The organism is Caballeronia telluris, from assembly GCF_001544495.1.
Taxonomy (GTDB): Bacteria; Pseudomonadota; Gammaproteobacteria; order Burkholderiales; family Burkholderiaceae; genus Caballeronia; species Caballeronia telluris.
Genome location: NZ_FCNZ02000008.1, coordinates 100,348 through 123,873, shown reverse-complemented (window position 1 = coordinate 123,873; position 23,526 = coordinate 100,348). Strand labels below are relative to the sequence as shown.

The 23,526-nt window shown below is 66.4% G+C and carries 23 protein-coding genes; 15 read left to right on the top strand and 8 right to left on the bottom strand.

The window, feature by feature from the left end:
* Window positions 1–20: 20 nt before the first annotated feature.
* Window positions 21–722, top strand: coding sequence for a GntR family transcriptional regulator (locus AWB66_RS12450; RefSeq protein WP_087630596.1), 702 nt, complete (start codon window positions 21–23; stop codon window positions 720–722).
* Window positions 723–761: 39 nt separating this feature from the next.
* On the opposite strand, the gene AWB66_RS12445 is transcribed toward AWB66_RS12450, so the two are convergent.
* Window positions 762–2,324: an acid phosphatase gene (locus AWB66_RS12445; protein WP_087630595.1), complete on the bottom strand. Its 1,563-nt coding sequence runs from the start codon at window positions 2,322–2,324 to the stop codon at window positions 762–764.
* Window positions 2,325–2,550: 226 nt separating this feature from the next.
* On the opposite strand from AWB66_RS12445, the gene AWB66_RS12440 reads away from it, so the two are divergent.
* Window positions 2,551–3,873, top strand: a complete 1,323-nt coding sequence (locus AWB66_RS12440; protein ID WP_087630594.1) for a cytochrome-c peroxidase — start codon at window positions 2,551–2,553, stop codon at window positions 3,871–3,873.
* Here AWB66_RS12440 and AWB66_RS12435 read toward each other — a convergent pair.
* Complete coding sequence (locus AWB66_RS12435; RefSeq protein WP_087630593.1) at window positions 3,870–4,121, bottom strand: hypothetical protein; 252 nt, start codon at window positions 4,119–4,121, stop codon at window positions 3,870–3,872. The two genes, AWB66_RS12440 and AWB66_RS12435, sit on opposite strands and share 4 nt — an antisense overlap.
* 254 nt (window positions 4,122–4,375) lie before the next feature.
* Between AWB66_RS12435 and AWB66_RS12430 the strand changes: the two genes are divergently transcribed.
* Both AWB66_RS12430 and AWB66_RS12425 read left to right on the top strand, forming a co-directional pair.
* Entirely contained in the window at window positions 4,376–4,774 is a 399-nt protein-coding gene (locus AWB66_RS12430; protein WP_087630592.1) for an RT0821/Lpp0805 family surface protein, read from the top strand.
* A 49-nt stretch (window positions 4,775–4,823) separates the two neighbouring features.
* Window positions 4,824–5,276 (top strand): NUDIX hydrolase, encoded by a 453-nt coding sequence (locus AWB66_RS12425; RefSeq protein WP_087630591.1) that lies wholly within the window; start codon window positions 4,824–4,826, stop codon window positions 5,274–5,276.
* 24 nt (window positions 5,277–5,300) lie between these two features.
* Here AWB66_RS12425 and AWB66_RS12420 read toward each other — a convergent pair whose 3' ends face one another.
* Both AWB66_RS12420 and AWB66_RS12415 read right to left on the bottom strand, forming a co-directional pair.
* On the bottom strand, window positions 5,301–6,212 hold the full coding sequence (locus tag AWB66_RS12420; protein WP_087630724.1) for a transporter substrate-binding domain-containing protein: 912 nt from the start codon (window positions 6,210–6,212) through the stop codon (window positions 5,301–5,303).
* 125 nt (window positions 6,213–6,337) lie between these two features.
* Window positions 6,338–8,047: a glutamine--tRNA ligase/YqeY domain fusion protein gene (locus tag AWB66_RS12415; RefSeq protein ID WP_087630723.1), complete on the bottom strand. Its 1,710-nt coding sequence runs from the start codon at window positions 8,045–8,047 to the stop codon at window positions 6,338–6,340.
* Between the two features lie 392 nt (window positions 8,048–8,439).
* Here AWB66_RS12415 and AWB66_RS12410 point away from each other — a divergent pair, with 392 nt between their 5' ends.
* The gene (locus AWB66_RS12410) at window positions 8,440–8,652 is read left to right on the top strand and encodes an ornithine carbamoyltransferase (RefSeq protein WP_087630590.1); all 213 of its coding nucleotides are present in this window, start codon (window positions 8,440–8,442) and stop codon (window positions 8,650–8,652) included.
* 54 nt (window positions 8,653–8,706) lie between these two features.
* Here the strand turns inward: AWB66_RS12410 and AWB66_RS12405 are convergent, their stop codons facing one another.
* Window positions 8,707–9,927: a CaiB/BaiF CoA transferase family protein gene (locus tag AWB66_RS12405; protein ID WP_087630589.1), complete on the bottom strand. Its 1,221-nt coding sequence runs from the start codon at window positions 9,925–9,927 to the stop codon at window positions 8,707–8,709.
* Between the two features lie 349 nt (window positions 9,928–10,276).
* Between AWB66_RS12405 and alaS the strand changes: the two genes are divergently transcribed.
* Both alaS and AWB66_RS12395 read left to right on the top strand, forming a co-directional pair.
* Window positions 10,277–12,901: an alanine--tRNA ligase gene (alaS, locus tag AWB66_RS12400; RefSeq protein ID WP_087630588.1), complete on the top strand. Its 2,625-nt coding sequence runs from the start codon at window positions 10,277–10,279 to the stop codon at window positions 12,899–12,901.
* Between the two features lie 196 nt (window positions 12,902–13,097).
* Window positions 13,098–13,292, top strand: a complete 195-nt coding sequence (locus tag AWB66_RS12395) for a hypothetical protein (RefSeq protein WP_087630722.1) — start codon at window positions 13,098–13,100, stop codon at window positions 13,290–13,292.
* An 18-nt stretch (window positions 13,293–13,310) separates the two neighbouring features.
* Here AWB66_RS12395 and AWB66_RS12390 read toward each other — a convergent pair whose 3' ends face one another.
* The gene (locus AWB66_RS12390) at window positions 13,311–14,489 is read right to left on the bottom strand and encodes a YbfB/YjiJ family MFS transporter (protein WP_087630721.1); all 1,179 of its coding nucleotides are present in this window, start codon (window positions 14,487–14,489) and stop codon (window positions 13,311–13,313) included.
* A gap of 100 nt (window positions 14,490–14,589) precedes the next feature.
* On the opposite strand from AWB66_RS12390, the gene AWB66_RS12385 reads away from it, so the two are divergent.
* From AWB66_RS12385 to AWB66_RS12350, 8 genes are all read left to right on the top strand, one after another.
* On the top strand, window positions 14,590–15,492 hold the full coding sequence (locus AWB66_RS12385; RefSeq protein WP_087630587.1) for a LysR substrate-binding domain-containing protein: 903 nt from the start codon (window positions 14,590–14,592) through the stop codon (window positions 15,490–15,492).
* Window positions 15,493–15,577: 85 nt separating this feature from the next.
* Window positions 15,578–16,609, top strand: a complete 1,032-nt coding sequence (locus AWB66_RS12380; RefSeq protein WP_087630720.1) for a threonine aldolase family protein — start codon at window positions 15,578–15,580, stop codon at window positions 16,607–16,609.
* 100 nt (window positions 16,610–16,709) lie between these two features.
* Window positions 16,710–17,858, top strand: coding sequence for an iron-containing alcohol dehydrogenase (locus AWB66_RS12375; RefSeq protein WP_087630586.1), 1,149 nt, complete (start codon window positions 16,710–16,712; stop codon window positions 17,856–17,858).
* Between the two features lie 3 nt (window positions 17,859–17,861).
* Window positions 17,862–18,299, top strand: a complete 438-nt coding sequence (locus tag AWB66_RS12370) for an acyl-CoA thioesterase (RefSeq protein ID WP_087630585.1) — start codon at window positions 17,862–17,864, stop codon at window positions 18,297–18,299.
* A 2-nt stretch (window positions 18,300–18,301) separates the two neighbouring features.
* Window positions 18,302–19,252, top strand: a complete 951-nt coding sequence (locus tag AWB66_RS12365) for a branched-chain amino acid ABC transporter permease (protein WP_087630584.1) — start codon at window positions 18,302–18,304, stop codon at window positions 19,250–19,252.
* Complete coding sequence (locus AWB66_RS12360; protein ID WP_087630583.1) at window positions 19,245–20,366, top strand: branched-chain amino acid ABC transporter permease; 1,122 nt, start codon at window positions 19,245–19,247, stop codon at window positions 20,364–20,366. The genes AWB66_RS12365 and AWB66_RS12360 overlap by 8 nt, the downstream gene beginning before the upstream one ends.
* Window positions 20,363–21,112, top strand: coding sequence for an ABC transporter ATP-binding protein (locus tag AWB66_RS12355; protein ID WP_087630582.1), 750 nt, complete (start codon window positions 20,363–20,365; stop codon window positions 21,110–21,112). The genes AWB66_RS12360 and AWB66_RS12355 overlap by 4 nt, the downstream gene beginning before the upstream one ends.
* The gene (locus AWB66_RS12350) at window positions 21,109–21,810 is read left to right on the top strand and encodes an ABC transporter ATP-binding protein (protein ID WP_087630581.1); all 702 of its coding nucleotides are present in this window, start codon (window positions 21,109–21,111) and stop codon (window positions 21,808–21,810) included. Before AWB66_RS12355 ends, AWB66_RS12350 begins: the two co-directional genes overlap by 4 nt.
* 6 nt (window positions 21,811–21,816) lie before the next feature.
* Here AWB66_RS12350 and iolB read toward each other — a convergent pair whose 3' ends face one another.
* Together iolB and iolE are read right to left on the bottom strand one after the other, a co-directional pair.
* Complete coding sequence (gene iolB / locus AWB66_RS12345) at window positions 21,817–22,623, bottom strand: 5-deoxy-glucuronate isomerase (RefSeq protein WP_087630580.1); 807 nt, start codon at window positions 22,621–22,623, stop codon at window positions 21,817–21,819.
* A complete protein-coding gene (iolE, locus tag AWB66_RS12340) occupies window positions 22,620–23,525 on the bottom strand; it encodes a myo-inosose-2 dehydratase (protein ID WP_087630579.1) in 906 nt (301 codons plus the stop codon). Before iolE ends, iolB begins: the two co-directional genes overlap by 4 nt.
* Window position 23,526 lies beyond the last annotated feature (1 nt).

The following is a 23,526-nucleotide window of genomic DNA, read 5'->3' as shown; positions in this document are numbered from 1 at the left end:
AACAGGCGCTGATACGGGTCATGGCTACCAGAAAGCAACCTTCGACGGACGATCTTCCCATCGACGAGCGCATTCACGCCGCGCTCACGAAAGCGTTGCTGGAGGGCAGGCTCGCGCCCGGCGCGCAGCTTGTCGAACGCGATCTCGCCGCCGCCTTCGACTGCACGCGCGGCACGATCCGCAAGGTGCTGATGCGTCTTGGTTACGAAGGGAAAGTGGTGCTGGAGGCGAATCGCGGCGCGTTCGTGCCGTCGCCGTCGGAAGACGACATCCGCGCCGTCTATCGCGCGCGGCAAGTGATCGAAGCGGGCATCGTCGTGACGCTCTGCGGCGCGCTCACGACGCAGCAAAAGCGCAGTCTGCGTGCGCACGTGAAGAGCGAGGCGCGCGCGCTGAAAGCGGGCAGTGTCGAGGATTGCGTGCGGCTCGCGGGCCAGTTCCATCTGCTGCTCGTGGAAATGGCGGCCGCCCCGGAACTGCATGCGTTCTTCGCGCAGCTCGTCGCGAAGACGGAGCTTTACAAGGCGCTGTTCGATCCGTCGAAGGCATCGAACTGCGCATCCGACGACCACGCGCGGCTCATCGACGCGCTCGAAGCCGGCCGGCTCGACGCCGCGCTCGCGTCGATGCGCGAGCATCTCGCGGAACTGGAAGCGCGCGTCGTCGCGCGGGCGAACGAGCGCGCGGGCGCCGATCTCGTGACCTTGTTCAGCGGCGCGTGAAGCGGGCGCGAGGCCGCTTCACGCATGGCGTCGGCCGCGTTATTGCGAGAAGTCGAGCGAGTTGGTCAGATCGCCCATCGCCTTGCCGCCGTTCGCCACGAGCGCCGAGTCGCGCGAGGCGAGGCCCGGCAGCGTCGGCAGCGAGAAGCGGTGCGTGATGAGGCGCAGGATCGAGGTCGTGTCGTATTGCGTGTGATCGACGAAACCCTTCTTCGCATACGGCGAAATCACGAGCGCCGGAATGCGCGAGCCCGGACCCCAGCGATCGCCCTTCGGCGGGCCGACGTGATCCCAGAAGCCGCCGTTTTCATCGTAGGTCACGACGACGACCATGTTCTTCCACTGCGGGCTCTTTTGCAGATGCGCGATCAGATCGGCGATGTGCGCGTCGCCCGAAGCGACGTCGGTGTAGCCCGGGTGCTCGTTCAGGTTGCCCTGCGGCTTGTAGAACGAAACGGCCGGCAGCGTGCCCGCGTCGATCGCCTTGATGAACCCGGCACCGTTCGTGCCGCCGTCGAGCAGATGCTGCGCGCGATTGGCCGTGCCGGGCGCCAGATCGGCGAAGTAGTTGAACGGCTGATGGTGCGTCTGGAAGTTCGGCACCGAATTCGTCGAGCCGTAGATCACGGTCGGGTCGGCCAGCGCCGCGCCCCACGATCCGCCGTACCACGCCCACGAAACCCCCGCGTTGTTCAGCAGATCGCCGATGTGCTGCTGCGTCTGCGGCGGCAGCGTCGTCGCGACGCTCGGGTCGGCGAGGGCGGGGTCGCCGCCCGTCGCTGCCTTGTTGCCGCTCGGCTGATACGGCGGCTGCATCGTGTTGATCGCGAAGAAGTCGGGCGTGAGGTTGCCGGAGTTCACGAACTTCGGAATGCCCGCGAGCGCGGACGCCGGCGAATTCGAAGCCACCTTGAGCGACACGCCGTCGTCGTTGACGGACGAAATCGAACTGGCCGCGGGACTCTTGTCCGCGTTCGGATACACCGGCGTGCACGCGCAGACGAGCCACTGGTGATTCAGGAACGAGCCGCCGAACGCGCCCATGAAGAAGTTGTCGGCGAGCGTGTACTGCTGCGCGATCTTGTAGAGCGGCAGCTTGTCGGCGTTCGTGTTGTAGTGACCCATCACGAGGCCGCCCGAATCGGCCCAGGCGGCGAACTTGTCGTTCTTGCCGCCGTCGATCTGCATCTGGTTCTCGTAGAAGCGGTGATACAGGTCGCGCGTCGTCGTGGAAAGGGGCGTGTTGAAGCCGGCCGGATCGTCGATGGCGAACGGCGCGTTCGGCAGATTCGCCGTCATCGCTTCGGTGACGACCGGCGTCACGCCCTTCGCCGTCAGGCCGCCCCAGATCGCGGGCAACGTGGCGAGCGTGCTGCCGTCGCGATCGAGCTGGGCCGCGCTCGTCGCCGTGACGTTTTGCAGGCCGTTCGCGCCGGGGAAGTTGCCGTAGAGATTGTCGAAACTGCGGTTCTCCGCATAGATCACGACGATGTTCTTCACCGACGACAAATCCGCATGTTTGCTGTCGCTGCTGCCGCACGCGGACAGGCCGAATGCGACGAGTGCCGTGAGCGGCACGGCGCAGGCGAGTGTCTTGTTCATTGAAATGGTCTCTCGTGTTGGGGAGCCGGCGCCCGTCGCGCGCTTTGAAAAAGCGCTGTCGCCTGTGGCCGGCGCCGCAAGTGTCGCAAGCGCGTTTGACATGACCGTGTAATACGGCTTTCGGCTGCGTAAGGTGGAGCGGTCGTGAGCGCTCGCTCACGACGTGTCACGCGATCGACATCTTCGCGTCATACGCTGCGGCTTCTCTTCATTCGCCCCTCTGCTCATGTCTTCGTTGCGTCTTTCCGTCGCCCTGTCTTCACACCTCTTTGCAACGCTTGCGATCACGCTCGGCGGCTGCGATTCGCATGCGGCAAACCCGTCCGCGGATGCGTCGACCAAGGCGGCGTCCGCGCAGGCCGCGAGCGCATCGCCGCAAGCCCAGTCGCGCTCGCAGGTGTTCGCGGCCGTGAAGGAGATGACGGCGGTCGGCGAGAAGCTCTTCTTCGATCCGTCGCTCTCCGGCTCGGGCAAGCTCGCGTGCGCGTCATGCCACAGTCCGGTTCACGCGTTCGGGCCGTCGAACGGGCTGTCGGTGCAACTCGGCGGCAGCGACATGCATCGGCCGGGATTTCGCGCGGTGCCCTCGCTCAGGTATTTGCAGGCGGTGCCCGCGTTCAGCGAGCATTTCCACGATTCCGACGACGAAGGCGACGAGAGCGTCGATGCCGGTCCGACGGGCGGCCTGACGTGGGATGGACGCGTCGATCATGGCGCGGACCAGGCGCGCATTCCGCTGCTGTCGTCGTTCGAGATGGGCAGCACGCCGGCGAAGGTGGCGGCGGCGGTGAAGGCGGCGCCTTACGCCGACGACTTCCGCCGCGCGTTCGGCGCGAACGTCTTCGACAGCGACGACCAGACTTTCGCCGCCGTGTTGCGCGCGCTGGAGGCGTTCGAGCAGGTGCCGCAGAAGTTCTATCCGTACACGAGCAAGTTCGACGCGTATCTCGCGGGCAGGACGAAGCTCACCGACGCGGAACTGCACGGCCTCGAGCTCTTCAACGACGAGAAGAAGGGCAATTGCGCGGCGTGCCACATCAGCCAGCGCGCGAAGGACGGCACGCCGCCGCAGTTCAGCGACTTCGGGCTGATCGCGATCGGCGTGCCGCGCAACCGCGCGCTGCCGATCAACCGTGACCCGCGCTATCACGACCTCGGCGCATGCGGTCCGGAGCGGACCGACCTGAAGGGGCGCGACGAATTCTGCGGACTGTTCCGCACGCCGTCGCTGCGCAACGTCGCGCTGCGCAAGACCTTCTTTCACAACGGGATCTATCACTCGCTCGAAGACGTGGTGCGGTTCTACGTCGAGCGGGATACGAATCCGGAGAAGTTCTATCCGGTATCGAAGGGCGTGGTCCGGAAATTCGACGATCTGCCGAAGCGCTACTGGACTAACGTGAATACGGAGCCGCCTTTCGATCGCAAGCGCGGCGAGCAGCCGGCGCTGGATGAGGCGGAGATCAAGGATGTGGTCGCGTTTCTCGGCACGCTGACCGACGGGTATCAGGCGCCGGCGCGAACGCCTGCCAAGACCGCGGCGAATTAGGCCGACGCGAGCGTCCGGCAGAGCAGCACGAGCGCGACGAACGCGCCAAGGAGCAGCGCCATGCCGGCCCACGCCACGACGCGCGGCCAGTCGCAGACCTCGCCGCTGCGTTGCCACACCGGGCCGCTCGCCAGCACCTGGTCGACGAGCATGACGGCGCCCGGAATGCCGGCCGCGCAGGCGATGGTGACGATCGAGAGCAGCCAGTAGACGGCCGGTGAATGGCTGGAGAACAGAAGCTCGGACATGGTCGACGGGTCGCAAGTGACTGGAAGTTGCCGCAAGGGCAGACAGAACCGTCGATGCTAGAGTGCGCGCTCTAAGGCGAACATTGGATCAATCTTAAAACGATCCTGCGGCGCGTGCGATTCGCCTTTGCGTGGCCCGGCCGAGCTTCTCGCGGGCAAAGTTGGCCGCGTTCGCCTCATGCTATTCTCGATGGGTCCGGCCGCCATGCTGTGTGGGCGAAGCCACCGAACTCGACCCTCAGGAGAATCGTTTTATGCCGATGACATCCCGCGCGTTCGTCCGTGCCTGTGTCCAGTCGACCGCGGCGACTCTGCTCGTCGCCGGGGCCGCCGCTGCGTCGGCCGCGAATCTCGGCTTTCTCAACGACACGCCGATCAGCTACATGAAGCAGCGCGACCTCCAGGCGCTCAACAGCGCCGCGAGCAAGGCGCTCGACACGCAGAAGGACGGCGAATCGGTCGAGTGGAACAACCAGGGCACCGGCAACCCGGTGCCGATCAGAGGCACCATCACGCCGCAGGACTCGGTCAAGCAGGGCGATCGCACTTGCCGCAAGGTGACGCTCGTCGCCATCGCCAAGGGCCAGACGCAGACCTGGACGCCGACCGCCTGCAAAGCGAGCGGCGGCAAGTGGAAACTGCTGAAGCAATGACGCGCGCCGTGGTTGCCGGAGCCGCCGTCGCCGGGGCGGAGGGTCGCGCATGAGCGGGCGGACCGTGTCGTGCGGCGTCGTCATTCTGAACGAGCAGGGCGACGTCCTGCTTTGCCACGCAACCGAGACGTCGCACTGGGACGTGCCGAAGGGCCACGCCGATCCCGACGAGCGGCCGATCGACGCAGCGTTGCGCGAACTCGTCGAGGAGACGGGCATCGTGTTGCCGCCCGAGCGGCTGAAGGATCTGGGGCGCTTTCTCTATCGCCGGGACAAGGACCTGCATCTGTTCGCGGTGCGCGTCACCGAAGACGAAGTGCGGCTCGACCAGTGCGTGTGCGAGTCTTTTTTCCCGCGCCGCGGCGACGGCACGATGATCCCGGAAATGGATGCCTACCGCTGGGTGAGCCCCGCCGACATCGACGCGTTCGCGAGCCGCAGCCTCGCGCGGCTTTTCCAGACGACGCTGTCGCTCGCCGAACTGCACGAGACGCTCGTTTGAGCCAGGCGGGCGCCGGTCAGTCGGTCAGTCGATCGTGCGGTCGTTGGGATTGGCGAACAGCGTCTTCATCTCCGGCGACATCGGGAATTGCAGGTTGATCCCGTCGGGCGGGATCGGCTGCGTGAACCACTTCTCGTAGAGCTTTGTCGCTTCGCCGGAGCGCTGCATGTTGGCGATCACGTCGTCCACCAGGCGCTTGAACACCGGGTCGCCCTTGCGAATCATGCAGCCGTAGGTTTCGAAGGCGAGCGGCTTGCCGGTCACGGCGTATTCATTGCGGGCCGCGCCTTCCTGCGCGATCTTGCCGTACAGGAGCGGATCGTCCATCACGAAGGCCACCGCGCGGTCGGACTTCAGCGCCTGGAACGCCTCGGCGTGATCGCGCGCGCTGATGATGCGCAGGTTCAGCTTCTTCTCGATCGACATCTGGCGCAGGATGCGCTCGTCGGAGGTGCCGGCGGTCGTCGAGACCGTCTTGCCGGCGAGATCCTCGTAGTCCTGGATGCCCGACTTGCGCTTCACGGCCATGCGGATGCCGTACTGGAAAAAGCTGTTTGAAAACGCGACGAGCGGGTCGCGCTCGGCGATATGCGCGGTCGAGCCGCATTCCAGGTCGACCTGGTTGTTCACGACGAACGAGATGCGGTTCGCGGAGGTGACGAGCGCCGTCTTGACCGCGAGAGTCGGCAGATTGAGACGCTTCTTGATGTCGTCGACGATCTTGAGCGCGATGTCGTGCGAATAGCCGATCGGCTGCTGCTGACGGTCGAGATACGAAAACGGCACCGACGACTCGCGCACGCCAAGCACGATTGCGCTGTTTTCCGCGATCTTGCGCAGCGTCGCGGAGGGCGGCAACTGGTCGATGGCCGCCTCGGCGCCGGTGGGTCCGGCGGCTTGCGCGGCGCCGCTGCACACGAGGGCGGCGGCTGCCATCCAGCGCGTGCCGCGATTCGACCGCGCGCGGCGCAAGGCAGGAACGGGCGGCAATGTCATGCGATCCTCACGATTCACGCGCCGCAAAACGCCGGAAGCCGGAAGCGCCGAAAATTGCGCGCATCTCAGGCCGGCTTGCCCCAGCTGTCGCGCAGGCTCACGATCCGGTTGAACACCGGCTTGCCCGGCTGGGAATCGATGCGGTCGGCCACGAAGTAGCCGTGACGCTCGAACTGGAAACGGTCTTCGGCCGCCGCTTCGCGCGCGCTCGGTTCGAGATACGCATTCACGATGCGCTTCGAATCCGGATTGAGCGCGTCGAGAAATTCGGCGCCGCCGGCACCCGGCTGCGGTTCCTTGAAGAGCCGGTCGTAGAGGCGCACTTCGGCCGGACAGGCATGCTCCGCGCTGACCCAGTGGATCGTGCCCTTCACCTTGTAGCTGTTAGCGCCGTCCGTGCCGGACTTGCTGTCGGGGAAGTAGTTGCAGTGGACGGCGATCACGTTGCCGTCCGCGTCCTTCTCTGCGCCCGTGCATTCCACGACGAAACCGTACTTCAGACGCACCTTGTTGCCCGGGAAGAGCCGGAAATAGCCCTTCGGCGGCGTTTCCTGAAAATCTTCGCGCTCGATCCACAGTTCGCGCGAGAACGGGAACGTGCGCGTGCCGCGCTCCGGATGATGCGGATGCACCGGCGCGCTGCAGTCTTCGTTCTGCCCTTCGGGATAGTTGTCGATGACGAGCTTGAGCGGGTCGAGCACCGCGATCGCGCGCGGCGCCTTGTCGTCGAGGTCGTCGCGCAGCGCGCCTTCCAGCACGCTCATGTCGATCCAAGAATCGACCTTCGTCACGCCGATGCGCTCCACCATCAGGCGGATGCTCTCCGGCGTGAAGCCGCGCCGCCGCACGCCGACGATGGTCGGCATGCGCGGGTCGTCCCAGCCGTCGACGTGGTTGTCCTGCACGAGTTGCAGCAGTTTGCGCTTGCTCGTGATGGCGTAGGTCAGGTTCAGGCGCGAGAACTCGATTTGCTGCGGCAGCGGACGGGCGAAAACGCCGTCGTCGGCGAGTTGCGCGAGGAACCAGTCGTAGAGCGGGCGGTGATCCTCGAACTCCAGCGTGCACAGCGAATGCGTGATGTTCTCGAGCGCGTCCGACACGCAATGCGTGTAGTCGTACATCGGGTAGATGCACCACGTGTCGCCCGTGCGGTAGTGATGCGCGAAGCGGATGCGGTAAATGACCGGGTCGCGCATGTTGAAGTTGGGCGACCCCATGTCGATCTTCGCGCGCAGCACGTGTTCGCCTTCCTTGAACTCGCCCGCCTTCATGCGGCGGAAAAGGTCGAGGTTTTCCTCGGGCGAGCGGTCGCGATACGGCGAGTTGATGCCGGCCTCGGTGGCCGAGCCGCGCGTGGCGCGAATTTCGTCGGCGGTCTGGCTGTCGACGTAGGCCTGGCCGCGCTGGATCAGCGTCTCGGCGAACTCGTAGAGCTTGTCGTAGTAGTCGCTCGCGAAGTAGAGATGCTCTTCGCCGTTCTTGTTCCAGTCGTAGCCGAGCCACTTCACGGCGTCGATGATCGACTCCACGTACTCGACGCTTTCCTTTTCCGGGTTCGTATCGTCGAAACGCAGGTGGCAGACGCCGCCGTAGTCGCGCGCGATGCCGAAGTTCACGCAGATGCTCTTCGCGTGGCCGATGTGCAGATAGCCGTTAGGCTCGGGCGGAAAGCGCGTCTCGACCCGCTGCGACCATTTGCCGGTGCGATTGTCTTCGTCGATGATATTGCGGATGAAATTGGATACCGCCGGGGCGTCGTTGCGATCGGTGTTCATGCGAAAAAAGAGAGCGGACGAGGGCGCTTGCAGGTTCGGGACGTTCAAAACACGTCCGAAAGCGTTCGAAAATACCTGATTTATCTGCCGATTCTACCTTAGGCGACCGGCGAGCATGACCGCGGCCGGCCATTTGTTGCCGAGGGGTCGCAAATGTCTCCCGCAGATGGGGCGCAGAGGCGCTGGATGCAAGACGGGCGGGGCTCGCCGACTGTCGCACGGGGAATCGCGACAAGTTTGTTTCGAGCGTAACGGGACGTAAATCGAGTTGTTCGCGGCATGGCGCGTTTCGTATGATGGCTTCGCCTCGCCAGGGCTTCGACGCCCGGCGCCTTTTAAGGCCGCATGCCAATAACAACGCCGCACCCGGATAGAACAAGGACAACTCGACCATGAACAAGATCGCGTACACGACCATCAAGCTCGCCGCCGCCGGCGCCCTCGTGGCGAGCCTCGCCGCCTGCTCCGGAATGAGCCGCCAGCAGGCGCACGCCGCCATCGGCGCGGGCGCGGGCGGCGCGCTCGGCTACGTGCTCACGGGCGGCCCGATCGGCACGATCGCGGGCGCCGCCGCCGGTGGCCTGATCGGCGCGGGCACACGCTAAGCTCGCTTTGACCTGCCGGGCGGGGCCGCCGCGCAAGTCCGGGCTGACCGGCGCTCAGATCGCCTTCGATTCCCGCAACTGCGCGATGAGCGCATCGTCGTAACCGAGCAGCTCGCGCAGCACGCTGTCCGTATGCTCGCCGAGCATCGGCGGGTGCAGGCGCGCCTCGGGCGGCGTGGCGCTCATCTTGATCGGGCTGCGCACGAGCTTGACGTGTCCGCCCGCCGGATGCGGCAGTTCGACCTGCATCCCGCGCGCGACCACCTGCGGGTCCTCGAACACTTCGCCCAGATCGTTGATCGGCCCGCACGGCACGCCCGCCGCTTCGAGCGCCGCCAGCCAGTCGTGCTTGCCGCGCTCGCGCACCATCGCCGCGAGGATCGGCACGAGCGTCTCGCGGTTGCGCACGCGCGACGGATTGGTCGAAAAGCGCGGATCGTCGGCGAGTTCCGGCCGGCCGCCCGCCTCGACGAACTTGCGGAACTGACCGTCGTTGCCCACCGCGACGATGATCCAGCCGTCGCTCGTCTGGAACGTCTGGTACGGCACGATGTTCGGATGCGCGTTGCCCCAGCGCACCGGCGGCTGGCCGCTCGCGAGGAAGTTCGTGTTCATGTTGGCGAGCATCGCGACCTGCACGTCGAGCAGCGCCATGTCGACGTATTGCCCTTCGCCCGTGCGGTCGCGGTGTGCGAGCGCGGCCATCACGCCGACCGTCGCGTACATGCCGGTCATCAGGTCCGCGATCGCGACGCCCGCCTTCTGCGGACCGCCGCCCGGCTGGCCGTCGCGCTCGCCGGTGATGCTCATGAAGCCGCCGATCCCCTGGATGATGAAGTCGTACCCCGCGCGCGACGCATACGGGCCCGTCTGCCCGAAGCCCGTGACCGAGCAGTAGACGAGATCGGGCTTCACTGCTTTCAGCGATTCGTAGTCGAGCCCGTACTTCTTCAACTGGCCGACCTTGTAGTTCTCCAGCACGACGTCGCTTTGCGCCGCCAGTTCTCGGATGATCCGCTGACCTTCGGGCGATGCGATATCGACGGTCACCGAGCGCTTATTGCGGTTCGCGGCCAGATAGTAGGCGGCTTCGCGGGTATCGGCGCCATCGGGCGTCTTCAGATACGGCGGGCCCCAATGGCGCGTATCGTCGCCGGTTTCCGGACGTTCGATCTTGATGACGTCGGCGCCGAAATCGGCGAAGGTCTGCCCGCACCACGGCCCCGCGAGCACGCGGGTCAGGTCCAGCACGCGGATATGACTCAAGGCTCCCATCTTCCTCCCTTCCTGTTTCGGTCTGCTTCGTTCTGGCGGTTCAGTGCGCGAAAAAAGCGCAGGACGCGCACGATATCGGGGAGCGCGCCGACGCGAATCCGGCGCTCCTCCAACGCGACTCTCGCACAGATGCGCCCCGGACGCGATCTTCATGCACCGGCAACCCGCATGTGATCCCGTATAATCGACAATCACCTTTTGAATCAAGGCCGCGCCGGCAACGGGCGCGGCAGAAAACGCCCGGCGGGCCGCGGCGAACGCAAAGCGCGCATTCGACCTCAGCGTGGTTCAGCGAAGCCGCACCGCCAGTCCGACGCATCACAAAACAGCAGACCGCCCCAGTTACGCCATGAAAGCTGCCGAAATACGCGAGAAATTCCTGAAGTTCTTCGAATCGAAGGGCCATACGATCGTCCGTTCGTCGAGCCTCGTGCCCGGCAACGATCCGACGCTGCTCTTCACCAACTCGGGCATGGTCCAGTTCAAGGACGTGTTCCTCGGCGCGGAGTCGCGCCCGTATTCGCGCGCGACCACCGCGCAGCGCAGCGTGCGCGCGGGCGGCAAGCACAACGACCTGGAGAACGTCGGCTACACCGCGCGCCATCACACGTTCTTCGAGATGCTCGGCAACTTCTCGTTCGGCGATTACTTCAAGCGCGACGCCATCCACTATTGCTGGGAACTGCTGACGAAGGTCTACCAGTTGCCGGCGGACAAGCTGACCGTCACCGTCTATCAGGAAGACGACGAAGCCTACGGCATCTGGGAAAAGGAAATCGGCGTGCCGCCCGAGCGGATCATCCGCATCGGCGACAACAAGGGCGCACGCTACGCGTCGGACAACTTCTGGCAGATGGCCGATACCGGCCCCTGCGGTCCGTGCTCGGAAGTGTTCTACGACCACGGCCCGGAAATCTGGGGCGGCCCACCGGGGTCGCCTGAAGAAGACGGCGACCGTTTCATCGAGATCTGGAATCTCGTGTTCATGCAGTTCAACCGCGACGCGCAAGGCAACATGACGCCGCTGCCCAAGCAGTGCGTCGATACGGGCATGGGCCTCGAACGCCTTGCGGCCGTGCTGCAACACGTCCACAGCAACTACGAGATCGACCTGTTCCAGAAGCTGATCCACGCGGCGGCGCGCGAAACGGATACGGCGGACCTCACGAACAATTCGCTGAAGGTGATCGCCGACCACATCCGCGCGTGCTCGTTCTTGATCGTCGACGGTGTGATTCCCGGCAACGAAGGCCGCGGCTACGTGCTGCGCCGGATCGTGCGCCGCGCGATCCGCCACGGCTACAAGCTCGGCCGCAAGGGCGCGTTCTTCCATAAGCTCGTCGCCGATCTGGTCGACGAAATGGGCGCCGCGTATCCGGAACTGAAGGACGCACAGGCGCGTGTCACCGACGTTTTGCGCCAGGAAGAAGAGCGCTTCTTCGAAACGATCGAGCACGGCATGTCCATTCTCGAAGGCGAACTCGCGGCGCTGGAGCAGAAGGGCGTGAAGCAGTTGGACGGCGAACTCGCGTTCAAGCTGCACGACACCTACGGCTTCCCGCTCGACCTCACGGCGGACGTGTGCCGCGAGCGCGGCATGACGGTCGACGAACCCGCGTTCGACGACGCCATGGCTCGCCAGCGCGAGCAGGCGCGCGCGGCCGGCAAGTTCAAGATCGCGGCGGGCCTCGACTACTCGGGCGCGAAGACCACGTTCCACGGCTACGAGAAGGAAATCTTCGACGACGCGAAGATCGTCGCGCTGTATGTCGATGGCGCGTCGGTGAACGAAGTGAAGGCCGGGCAGGACGCGGTCGTCGTGCTCGATCACACGCCGTTCTACGCCGAATCCGGCGGTCAGGCGGGCGACCAGGGCGTGCTCGCGAACGCGAGCGTGCGCTTTACCGTGCTCGACACGCTGAAGGTGCAGGCGGACGTCGTCGGCCATCACGGCACGCTGGAACAGGGCGCGCTCAGGCTCGGCGACGTCGTGAAGGCCGAAATCGACGCGATCCGCCGCGCCCGCACCGCGCGCAACCACTCGGCGACGCACCTGATGCACAAGGCGCTGCGCGAAGTGCTCGGCGGCCATGTGCAGCAAAAGGGCTCGCTCGTCGACGCGGACAAGACCCGCTTCGACTTCGCGCACAATGCGCCGATGACCGACGGGCAGATCCGTCGCGTCGAGCAGATCGTGAACGAGGAAGTGCTGGCGAACGCGCCGGGCATCGTGCGCGTGCTGCCCTACGACGAAGCCGTGAAGGGCGGCGCGATGGCACTCTTCGGCGAGAAGTACGGCGACACCGTGCGCGTGCTCGACCTCGGTTTCTCGCGCGAACTCTGCGGCGGCACGCACGTTCGGCGCACCGGCGACATCGGCTTCTTCAAGATCGTGATGGAAGGCGGCGTGGCGGCGGGCATTCGCCGCGTCGAGGCGATCACCGGCGACAACGCCGTCCGCTTCGTGCAGGAACTCGACTCGCGCATCAACGCGGCCGCTGCCGTGCTGAAGGCGCAGCCGTCGGAACTGACCCAGCGCATCGCGCAGGTTCAGGAGCACGTGAAGTCGCTGGAGAAGGAGCTCGGCGCGCTGAAGTCGAAGCTCGCATCGAGCCAGGGCGACGAACTCGTGTCGCAGGCGGTCGACGTTGCAGGCGTCCAGGTGCTCGCCGCGCAACTCGAAGGCGCGGACGTGAAGACGCTGCGCGAAACCGTCGACAAACTGAAGGACAAGCTGAAGAGCGCGGCGATCGTGCTCGCGTCGGTCGAGGGCGGCAAGGTGAGCCTGATCGCGGGCGTGACGGCGGATGCGTCGAAGAAGGTGAAGGCGGGCGAGCTCGTCAACTTCGTCGCGCAGCAGGTGGGCGGCAAGGGCGGCGGTCGGCCCGACATGGCGCAGGCGGGCGGCACCGAGCCGGCGAACCTGCCGGCGGCGCTCGCGGGCGTGACGGGCTGGGTCCAGCAGCAACTCTGAAGCGCATCGCCACGACGAACCAATGCCCCGTCTCGACGGGGCATTTTTTTCGCTTTCTTTTTTGCCTTCATTTCGATGCGCCGGAGATTACGCGATGTCAGGTACGTCCCGTGCAACTGTCCTGTGACTTCCAACCACCACAGGACGACATCGAATGAAGATCAAACTTGCAACTTGCGCTCTCGCTGCATCGACGATGCTTTTCGCCGCAGGTGCGGTACAGGCGAAGGGATGCATTGAAGGGGCGGCGGTCGGCGGCGTGGCAGGGCATGTGGCCGGCAAGCACGGCGCGGTCGGCGCGGCGGGCGGCTGCGCAATCGGCCATCACGAAGCGAGCAAGAAGGACAAGGCGCAGAAGGACGCCGCGGCCAGTCAGCCGGCCGCGAAGTAACGGTCGAGGCGCGGCGCGCTATGGCAGCCGATGCCGCGCCGCGACGCCCATCAGCCCGACGCTCCCCGCGACGAGCGCTCCCGCCGCGATCCACAACGCGATGGAAAAAGAACCGGTATGCGCGGCGATCGGCGCGGCGACGAGCGGGCCGGCGATCTGTCCGAGACCGTAGGCGGCTGTCGCATAGCCCATTAGCCCGGCGGCGCGCTCGCCGCGCAGCCGGCGCGCCTCGCGCATCGCGAACAAGGTAATTGCCGTGAACGGCAAGCCGATCAGCACGCTGCCGATCGCGAAGCCGGCCGTCGTCGGAAAGACGATGCCGAGCGCGATGCCGACCGCCTGCAACACGTAGGAACCCGCGAGCAGCGTGCGATTGTCCCAGTGCAACGGCAGACGCGCGGCGAGCAGCGCGCCGACGATCAGCGCCACGCCGAACACCGGCCAGAACAGGTCCGGCCAAATCGAACCGGGCAGCGCGTGCCGGGCGATCACCGGCAGGAACGTCGCGGTGATGATGTAGCCGAAGCCCGGCAAGCCATACAGCACGATGAGCCAGCCGGCCTCGGCGCCGGCTGTTGCAACGGGCGCGCGGTGACTCGCGACGGGCGCGGCTTGCGGGGTGCCACGAAAGGTCCGCCAGACGAACGCGCCCGCCACGGCCGACAGCACCGCGAAGCCGATCCACGTGGCATTCGCGCCGAGCGGCCCCGCCGCCGCGCCGATCAATCCGGTGACGACGATGCCGAAGCCCGGCCCGGTATAGATCACGCCGCCCCACGCGGGCGCGCCGAGTTCGGCCAGCCGCCGCAGTCCCCATTGCGAGGCGAACACGAACGTCCACGCGCTGACGACGCCCGCGACGAAGCGCACGACGGCCCACACCCAGAACGCATCGATCACGCCCATCGCGAACGTCAGCACGACCGTCGCCACAAGCCCGACGCGGACCATCTTCGCGTGATCGACGGCGATCGCCGCGCAGGTCAGCGCGCCGACGAAATAACCCGCGTAGTTGCACGACGCGAGCCAGCCGCCGTGGCGGATGTCGATGGCGCCGCTCGCGAGCATCATCGGCAAAAGGGGCGTGAAGGCGAAACGCCCGACACCGAGCGCGACGGCCAGCACGACCGCGCAGCCGAGCGCGGCGTCACGGGCGGGGCGGCCGGCGGAAAGGGGAAGGGGCATGGAAGCGGACATGATCAGGCCGAGAACGAGAGGATACAAAATATCCTAGCTTGACCGATCCATTCTGAAAAATGAATAATCGAGAATAAATGCATCTCATGGGGAGATTCAAATGGATCTCGCAGCGCTACACATATTTCGCACGGTCGTGCGCGAGAACGGCGTGACGCGCGCGGCGGCCAAGCTCAACCGCGTGCAGTCGAATGTCACGACGCGCATCCGGCAGCTCGAAGCGCAGCTCGGCGCCGAGCTTTTCACGCGCGACGGCCGCCGCCTCGTCCTGACGCCCGCCGGGGAAACGCTGCTGCCTTACGCCGAGCGCCTGCTCGCGCTCGCCGACGAGGCGCGTCATGCCATCGCGGAAAACCGTCCGCGCGGACGGCTGCGGCTCGGCACGATGGAAAGCACCGCCGCAAGCCGCCTGCCGCGCGCGCTCGCCGACTATCACCGGCGCTGGCCGGAAGTGACGCTCGAACTCGTGACCGGCGTGACGCGCGATCTGATCGAGAGCGTGCGCAATTTCGAAGTCGATGCCGCGCTCGTCGCGAAGGCGCCCGATGCCGCGACGACGCCCGCCGACATCTTCGATTCCGTGCCGGTCTTCCGCGAGGAACTCGTGCTCCTCACGCCGAGCGGACATCCGCCCGTGCGGAACCCGCGCGACATTACGCTTTCGACGCTCGTCGCGTTCGAGCGCGGCTGCGAGTATCGCGCGTATGCCGAGCGCTGGTTCGACCGCGACGGCGTGCGGCTCGCGCGCGTGCTCGAACTCGGCTCGTACCATGCGATCGTCGCGTGCGTGGCGGCGGGCGCGGGCGTCGCCGTGGCGCCGCGCGCGGTGCTCACGAGCACGCCGAGCGAAGGCGTCGCGGTCCATGCGCTGCCCGACATCGGCATGATCGACACGCTGCTCGTCTGGCGTCACGGTCACTTCTCGGCGGCGTTGAACGCGCTGCGTGAACTGCTGCTCTCGGACGTGCGCGCGGATCAGCCGGCGGCGCTCGTCACGGCCTGAGGCGCGGACGAATGTCGTAGCGGATAAAATGGCCGCACCGATCCCGGCGCGCCCGGGCGTCCCACCGCACGACAAGAAAAACCGCATGCAACATTTCGCCTCCGACAACTACGCCGGCATTTGCCCGGAAGCGCTCGCCGCGCTGATCCACGCCAACAACAGCGGCCACGAGCCGTCCTACGGCGACGACTCCTGGACGAGCCAGGTCTGCGACCGCATCCGCGACCTGTTCCAGACCGATTGCGAAGTTTTTTTCGTGTTCAACGGCACGGCGGCCAACTCGCTCGCGCTCGCGTCGCTGTGCCAGTCGTATCACTCGGTGATTTGCCACGAACTCGCGCACGTCGAAACCGACGAATGCGGCGGCCCCGAATTCTTCTCCGGCGGCTCGAAGCTCCTCACCGCGACCGGCGCTTCGGCCAAACTCACGCCGGACGCGATCGAAGCGGTCGTCACGCGCCGCGCCGACATCCACTATCCGAAGCCGAAGGTCGTCACGCTCACGCAGTCGACGGAGGTCGGCACGGTCTACAGCGTCGAGGAAGTGCGCGCGATTGCCGCGATCGCCAAGCGCCGCCATCTGACCGTGCACATGGACGGCGCGCGTTTCGCGAATGCGGTCGCGGCGCTCGACGTGCATCCGTCGGAGATCACGTGGCGCGCGGGCGTCGACGTGCTGTGTTTCGGCGGCACGAAGAACGGCCTGCCGGTGGGCGAGGCGGTCGTCTTCTTCGACAAGGCGCTCGCCGCCGACTTCGCTTACCGGCTAAAGCAGGCGGGCCAGCTCGCCTCGAAGATGCGCTTCATTTCGGCGCCGTGGCTGGGTCTTCTCGACAACGACGTATGGCTGCGCAACGCGCGCCATGCGAACGCGATGGCGAAGCTGATGGCCGAGCGTCTTGGCGGCATCCCCGAAGTGAAGGTGATGTTCGAGCCGCAATCGAACGCGGTGTTCGCCGAGCTGCCTTCGCGCGTCGCGCTCGCGCTGCGCAACAAGGGCTGGAAGTTCTATCAGTTCATCGGCTCGGGCGGCTGCCGGCTGATGTGCGCGTGGGATACGAAGCGCGAGACGGTCGAGCAGTTCACCGACGAAATCCGCGCGCTGTGCGCGGCGTAACCGGTCGAGGCGGCATGGCGCTACGCGCTACCGCCGATTGACACGCGTCGAGCGCGGCTCCTACCATCGCCGCACGCCCACTCATCGAGCAGGACACGTCATGGCCTTCATCTTCTATCTGACCCACATCCACCTCGGTTACGACGCGCTCGCGATGCTCGAAAGCGAATGCGCGCGTGTCGGCATGAGGCGACCGCTCGTCATCACCGACAAGGGCGTCGCCGCCGCCGGTCTTGCGGCACGCGCGGTCGAAAGCACGAAGCTCGGCGAACTGCCGGTGTTCGACGAAACGCCGTCGAACCCGACCGAGGCGATGGTGCTGAAGGCCGCCGACATGTACCGCCGCGAAGATTGCGACGGCTTGGTCGCCGTGGGCGGCGGTTCGTCGATCGATCTCGCGAAGGGCGTCGCGATCGCAGCGACGCATCCGGGCACGCTCACCGAATACGCGACCATCGAAGGCGGCAGCGGCAAGATCACGGAGGCGGCCGCGCCGCTGATCGCCATCCCGACGACCTCAGGCACCGGCAGCGAAGTGGCGCGCGGCGCGATCATCATCCTGAACGACGGCCGCAAGCTCGGCTTTCACTCGTGGCATCTGCTGCCGAAATCGGCGATCTGCGATCCGTCGCTCACGCTCGGCCTGCCTTCGGGGCTGACGGCCGCGACCGGCATGGACGCGATCGCGCATTGCATCGAAACCTTCCTCGCGCCCGCGTTCAATCCGCCCGCCGACGGCATCGCGCTCGACGGGCTTGAGCGCGCGTGGGCGCACATCGAGCGCGCGACGAACGACGGCCAGGACCGCGACGCGCGCCTCGCGATGATGAGCGCGTCGATGCAGGGCGCGATGGCGTTCCAGAAGGGCCTCGGCTGCGTGCATTCGCTGTCGCATCCGCTCGGCGGCCTCGCCGTGGACGGACGCACGTCGCTGCATCACGGCACGCTGAACGCGGTCGTGCTGCCCGCCGTGCTGCGCTTCAACGAATCGGCGCCGACGGTCGTCGCCGATAACCGCTACGCGCGCATGCGCCGCGTGATGAACCTGCCGGCGGAGGCGGACCTCGCACAGGCGCTGCACGACATGACCGCGCGTCTCGGCTTGCCGACGCATCTCTCGCAGATGGGCGTCGATGCGAGCATGTTCGACAAGGTCGTTGCGGGCGCCCTTGCGGATCACTGCCACAAGACGAATCCGCGCGAGGCGAGCGCGGACGACTACCGGCACATGCTCGCGGAGTCGCTCTGAACGATGAGCAAGCCGTCTCCTGCGACCCGCGCGGACTATCCGCACTTCCTGACGATCCCGACGCGCTGGTCCGATAACGACGTCTACGGCCACGTGAACAACGTCGTCTACTACAGCTACTTCGACACCGTGGTGAACGAGTATCTGATGCGCGCGGGGGTGCTCGACTTCGAGCATGGCGCGACCATCGGCCTCGTCGTCGAGACGCGGTGCAACTACTTCGCGTCGATCGCGTTTCCCGAGCGCGTCGACGCCGGCTTGCGGGTGGCGACGCTCGGCACGACGAGCGTGCGCTACGAAGTGGCGATCTTCAGCGAAGGCGGGAACGAAGCGGCGGCGCAAGGGCATTTCGTGCACGTCTACGTGGACCGCGAGACGCGCCGGCCCGTGACGCTGCCCGAGGCGTTCGTCGCGGCGCTCGAACCGCTTCTCATCGGATAGGCGTGCAGTCGTTCGTTCCGTGGTTCGCCGTGAGCCTCGTCAATGGCGTGAGCGTGGGACTGCTCCTCTTCATGCTGTCGGCGGGACTCACGCTCATCTTCAGCATGCTCGGCGTGCTGAACTTCGCGCACGCGAGCTTCTACATGCTCGGCGCCTACGTCGGCTACGCGCTCGCCGCGCATGGCGGATTCTGGTTCGCGCTCGTCGCGGCACCCGTGATCGTCGGCGCGCTGGGTGCGCTCTTCGAGCGCTTCCTGCTGCGCCGCGTGCATGCGCGCGGCGCGCTCGCGGAACTGCTGCTGACCTTCGGCGCGGCCTACCTGATCGCCGAAGCGGTGAAGCTCGTCTGGGGACTCGCGCCGCTTGCCGCACTGGTTCCGTCTTCGCTCGACGGCCCGCTCTTCACGCTCTACGGCGCCGCCTTCCCGCGCTATCGCGCGTTCATGATGCTGCTCTCGGTCGCGATGCTGGTCGTGCTGTACGCCGTGCTGCGCGTCTCGAAGACGGGCCTCGTCGTGCGTGCGGCCCTCATGCATCCGGCGATGGTCGAGACGCTCGGCCACGACGTGCCGCGCGTCCTCACGACGGTCTTCGCCGTGGGCACCGCGCTTGCCGCGCTCGCCGGCGTGATCGGTGCGCCGCTTGCCGTGATCGAACCCGCGATGGCCGATGCCATGGGGCCGATCGTGTTCGTCGTCGTCGTGATCGGCGGGCTCGGGTCGCTCGGCGGCGCGCTCGTCGCATCGCTTCTGATCGGCTGCGTGCAGACGTTCGCCGTCGCAAGCGCCGCGTCGCTCGGCAGCATCGCCGCGACGCTCGGGGCGTCGGTGCCGCCGGCGTGGGCGTCGCTCACGGTCGCGCAGATCGCGCCGGTGCTGCCGTATCTGCTGCTCGTCGCGATGCTGAGCGTGCGGCCGCGCGGACTCTTCGGCGAGCGTGGCGACGATGCTTAAGTGGCTCGCGCTGATCGCCGCGCTCTTTCTGCCACTGGCCTTCGCGTCGCAAAGCTGGCTGCTTGCCTACCTCGCGCAGACCGCGACGATGATCGTCTTCGCGCTCTCGTACAACCTCCTGCTCGGCGAGACGGGTCTGCTTTCGTTCGGCCACGCCGCGTATGCGGGCCTCGGCGCGTTCGCCGCCGCGCATGTTTTCAACCGCTACGGCGTGGCGCTGCCGCTCGTGCCGTTGATCGGCGGCGCGGCCGGCGCGTGTGCGGGCGTGCTGTTCGGCTTCATCTCGACGCGCCGCGCCGGCACCCCATACGCGATGATCACGCTCGGCATTGGCGAACTCGTCGCGGCCTGCGTGTGGCTCGTGCCGGGATGGTTCGGCGGCGAGGGCGGCGTGCCCGTCGACCGCGCGAGTGGCCCGCCATTCTTCACGTGGACCTTTGGCCCCGCGCGCGAGGCGTATGCGCTGATCGCGGCGTGGTGCGTGCTGGCGTGCATCGCGATGTACGCATTCTCGCGCACGCCGACCGCGCGTCTCGCCAATGCCGTGCGCGACAACGCCGCGCGCGTGGCGTCGATCGGTTTCGATCCGCGGCGGGTGCGCTTCACGATGTCGGTCGTGTCGGCGTTCTTCGCGGGCATCGCGGGCGCGATGGCGCTGATCAACGTGGAACTGGCTTCGGCCGAAGGCGTCGGTCTTGCACGCTCGGGCAGCGTGCTGATCGCGACCGTCATCGGCGGGACGTCGTCGTTCTTCGGACCGATCGCGGGCGCCGCGCTGCTGACGTTTTTCAGCGTGGCGGTGGCGAGCGTTTCGCCAGCATGGCTGCTGTATCTCGGTCTCTTTTTTGTTTGGGTCGTCGTGGCTTTGCCCAACGGACTGTGCGGACTCGCGGCGAGACGTGTGAGCTTGCGTATCGTTCTGGCCGCGTCGACGTGGATGCTCGCGATCGTCGTCGCGAGCGAAACCGCCTACGCGATGCAGTTCGATGGCAACGGCGACGGCGTGGCGCGCTTAGGCGGCATCGCGCTCGACGGACGAACGCCCGTGCCCTGGCTTGCGGCCCTGGGCTGCGCCGTGCTGGCCGCGCTCCTCACGCGCTGGGCAAAACGATGACCGCCGCGCTCGAACTGCATCGCGTGACCAAACGCTTCGGCGCCACCGAGATCCTGCGCGGCGTCGATCTTGCGATCGTGCGCGGCGAACGTCACGCGTTGATCGGCCCGAACGGCGCAGGCAAGTCGACGCTCTTCGATCTCGTATCGGGCCGCGCGCGCGCGAGTGGCGGACGTATCGTCGTGGGCGGCGTTGACGTGTCGGGCATGCCGGCGCATCGCGTGGCGCGGCAGGGACTTGCGCGCAGCTTCCAGACGACGAGCGTGTTCGGCGGCCTCTCCGTCGTCGACAACGTGCGTTGCGCGTTGCTAGGCGCGCCGGCGGCGCGTGTGGCCGACCGCTGGTTCCGTTCGCGCGCCATCGACCGCAAGGCCGAAGCGATTCTCGAATCGATCGGGCTCGCGAGGCGCCGCAACGAGCGAGCGGCGTCGTTGAGCTATGCCGAGCAGCGCGCGCTCGACCTCGGCATCGCGCTTGCCACCGACGCGCCGCTCCTCCTGCTCGACGAGCCGACCGCCGGCATGAATCGCGCCGAAAGCGCGCGTGCGCTCGATCTGATTCGCTCGACGACCCACGGCCGCACCTTGCTGATCGTCGAGCACGACATGCAGGCCGTGTTCGCGCTCGCGGATCGCATCTCCGTGCTCGTGCGCGGCGAAGTGATCGCGACGGGCACGCCCGCAGAAATTCGCGTGAACGAGACAGTGCGCGAAGCGTATCTCGGCGACGACGAGGCATCGCGATGAGCGCGCTGCTCGAACTAGCCGGATTGCATGCGTGGTACGGCGCGAGCCATGTGCTCGACGGCGTCGATCTTTCGATCGGCGAGGGCGAAGTGCTCGCGTTGAGCGGACGCAACGGCTCGGGCCGCTCGACGCTCGCGAAGGCGATCATGGGGCTCGTGCAGACGAAGGGCGATGTGCGCTTTCGGGGCGCATCGCTTGTCGGGCTGCGGCCGTTTCGCATCGCGCGGCGCGGGATCGGCTATGTGCCTGAGCAGCGCGACATCTTTCCCTCGCTGACCGTGCGTGAGAATCTCGTGCTTGGGATGAACGCGCACGCGCGGCGCTTCACCATCGACGACGCGTATCGCATCTTTCCTGTCCTTCAGGAGCGGATGTCGGTGAAGGCGGGCGTGTTGTCCGGCGGCGAGCAACAGATGCTGGCGCTCGCGAGAACGCTTGTCGGCGACCCGGAACTCGTGATCGTCGACGAGCCTGCCGAAGGTCTCGCGCCCGCCGTGGTGAGGCAGGTCGGCGACTGTCTCGCTACGCTCAAGCAACGCGGCGTCGCGATGCTGCTGATTGAACAGCGCATGACCATCGCACGCGCGCTCGGTGATCGCGTCGCGGTGATGGGCCGCGGGACGATCGTCTTCGATGGCACCTTCGACACGCTCGCTGCCGACGCGCGCGTGACGAACGACTGGCTCTCCGTGGGCTGAGCGCGGCTAGCTCTTACTGTCCCGCTCGACGATCCACTCATGCTTCGGATCGTTCTTGAAGTGCCACGTGCGCTTGTCGCCGGCCATCACGTTGAGATAGTAGTTATCGTAGCCATACGGCACGACGACCGGATGATAGCCGCGCGGCACCATCACGACATCGTGATCCTCGACGGCCATCGTCTCGTCGAGATCGCGCTCGTCCGTATAGACGCGCTGGAACGCAAACCCCTGCGGCGGATTCAGCCGATGATAGTAGGTCTCTTCCAGCGAACTCTCGACGGGCACGTTGTCCTTGTCGTGCTTGTGCGGCGGATAGCTCGACGCATGTCCGCCCGGCGTCTTCACCTCGACTACGAGCAGCCCTTCGGCCGGCTCGGTCTGCGGAAGAATATCGCAGACGTAGCGCGTATTGGCACCTTTGCCGCGCGTCGAGCGCTTCATCTGCGAGGGCTCGATGAGACGCGCCGGATACTTGCCCGTCGCGGGCGCGCTCGCCACGCCAATCTCCGCCTCGCGCTCCGCATGCACGATGGCCGCGAGCTTCGGCGGCAGGTAGACCGCATACGGCGCGGTGTCCTCGAAGACGCTGTCGCGCTTGCCGATGGATTCATAGCGCAAGTCGCCCGCTTCGATCGTGACCGTGCCCGAGAGCACGACGATGCACACCTCGCGCGCGGCTTCGTAGACATGCACGACATCGCCGCCATCCAAGCGATACGCGGCGAATCCCACATGCTTCCAGCCGGCCGATTCCGGCGTGACGCGCGCGATGGTCTGGCCCTCGCGCGAGGCCTTCACAAGCAGACTCATGCTGCCTCCTTCAAGGGTGCGTCAACGAGCGCGCGCAGCGTGCGATAGCCCTTGTCGGCATACGCATAGCTCGGCGCGATGACGGGGTCCTGTTCGGCTTCCACGACGAGCCAGCCACGATAGCCGTGGCGCCTGAGGCGCGCGATGATCGACGGGAAGTCGACCGTGCCGTCGCCGGGCACGGTGAACGCACCGTTGATCACCGCATCGAGGAAGCTCCAGTTGCGATTGCGCGCAAGCCGGACGATCTCCGGCCGCACGTCCTTGCAATGCACGTGACACACGCGGGCGATGTGCTTGTCGAGCATGGCGTGCGGATCGCCGCCCGCGAAGGTGATGTGACCCGCATCGAAGAGCAGGCCGACGTCGTCGCTCGTTAGGCTCATGAGCCGGTCGACATCGGCTTGCGTCTCGACATACGCGCCCATGTGATGATGGTAAGCCACGCGCACGCCGCGCGAGAGCGTGTACTCGGCGAACGCGTTCAGGCGCTCGGCGTATTCGCTCCAGCGTGCATCCGAGAAGAACCGCGGACGCTGATAAAGCGGCTGCGGTGAACCCTGGATCGAATCCGCCACTTCACCGTACACCATGACCGTCGCGCCGTTCTTTGCCAGCAGATCGAGATGCGGACCGACCGCGGCGATCTCGTCTTCCGCGCTGCGCAGAGCGAGCCGTCCCGAGTACCAGCCCGAAACGAGCGCGAGATCGTATTGCGCAAGCAGCACTTTCAGCGCCTGCGGTTCGCGCGGAAACTTATTGCCGAGCTCGAAGCCTTCATACCCGATGCGCTTGCCTTCCGTCAGCGCGAGATCGAGCGGCGTCTCGCCGCCGAGCGAGGGCAGGTCGTCGTTCATCCACGAAAGCGGGTTGATGCCGATGCGTACATCGAAAGTCGTCATG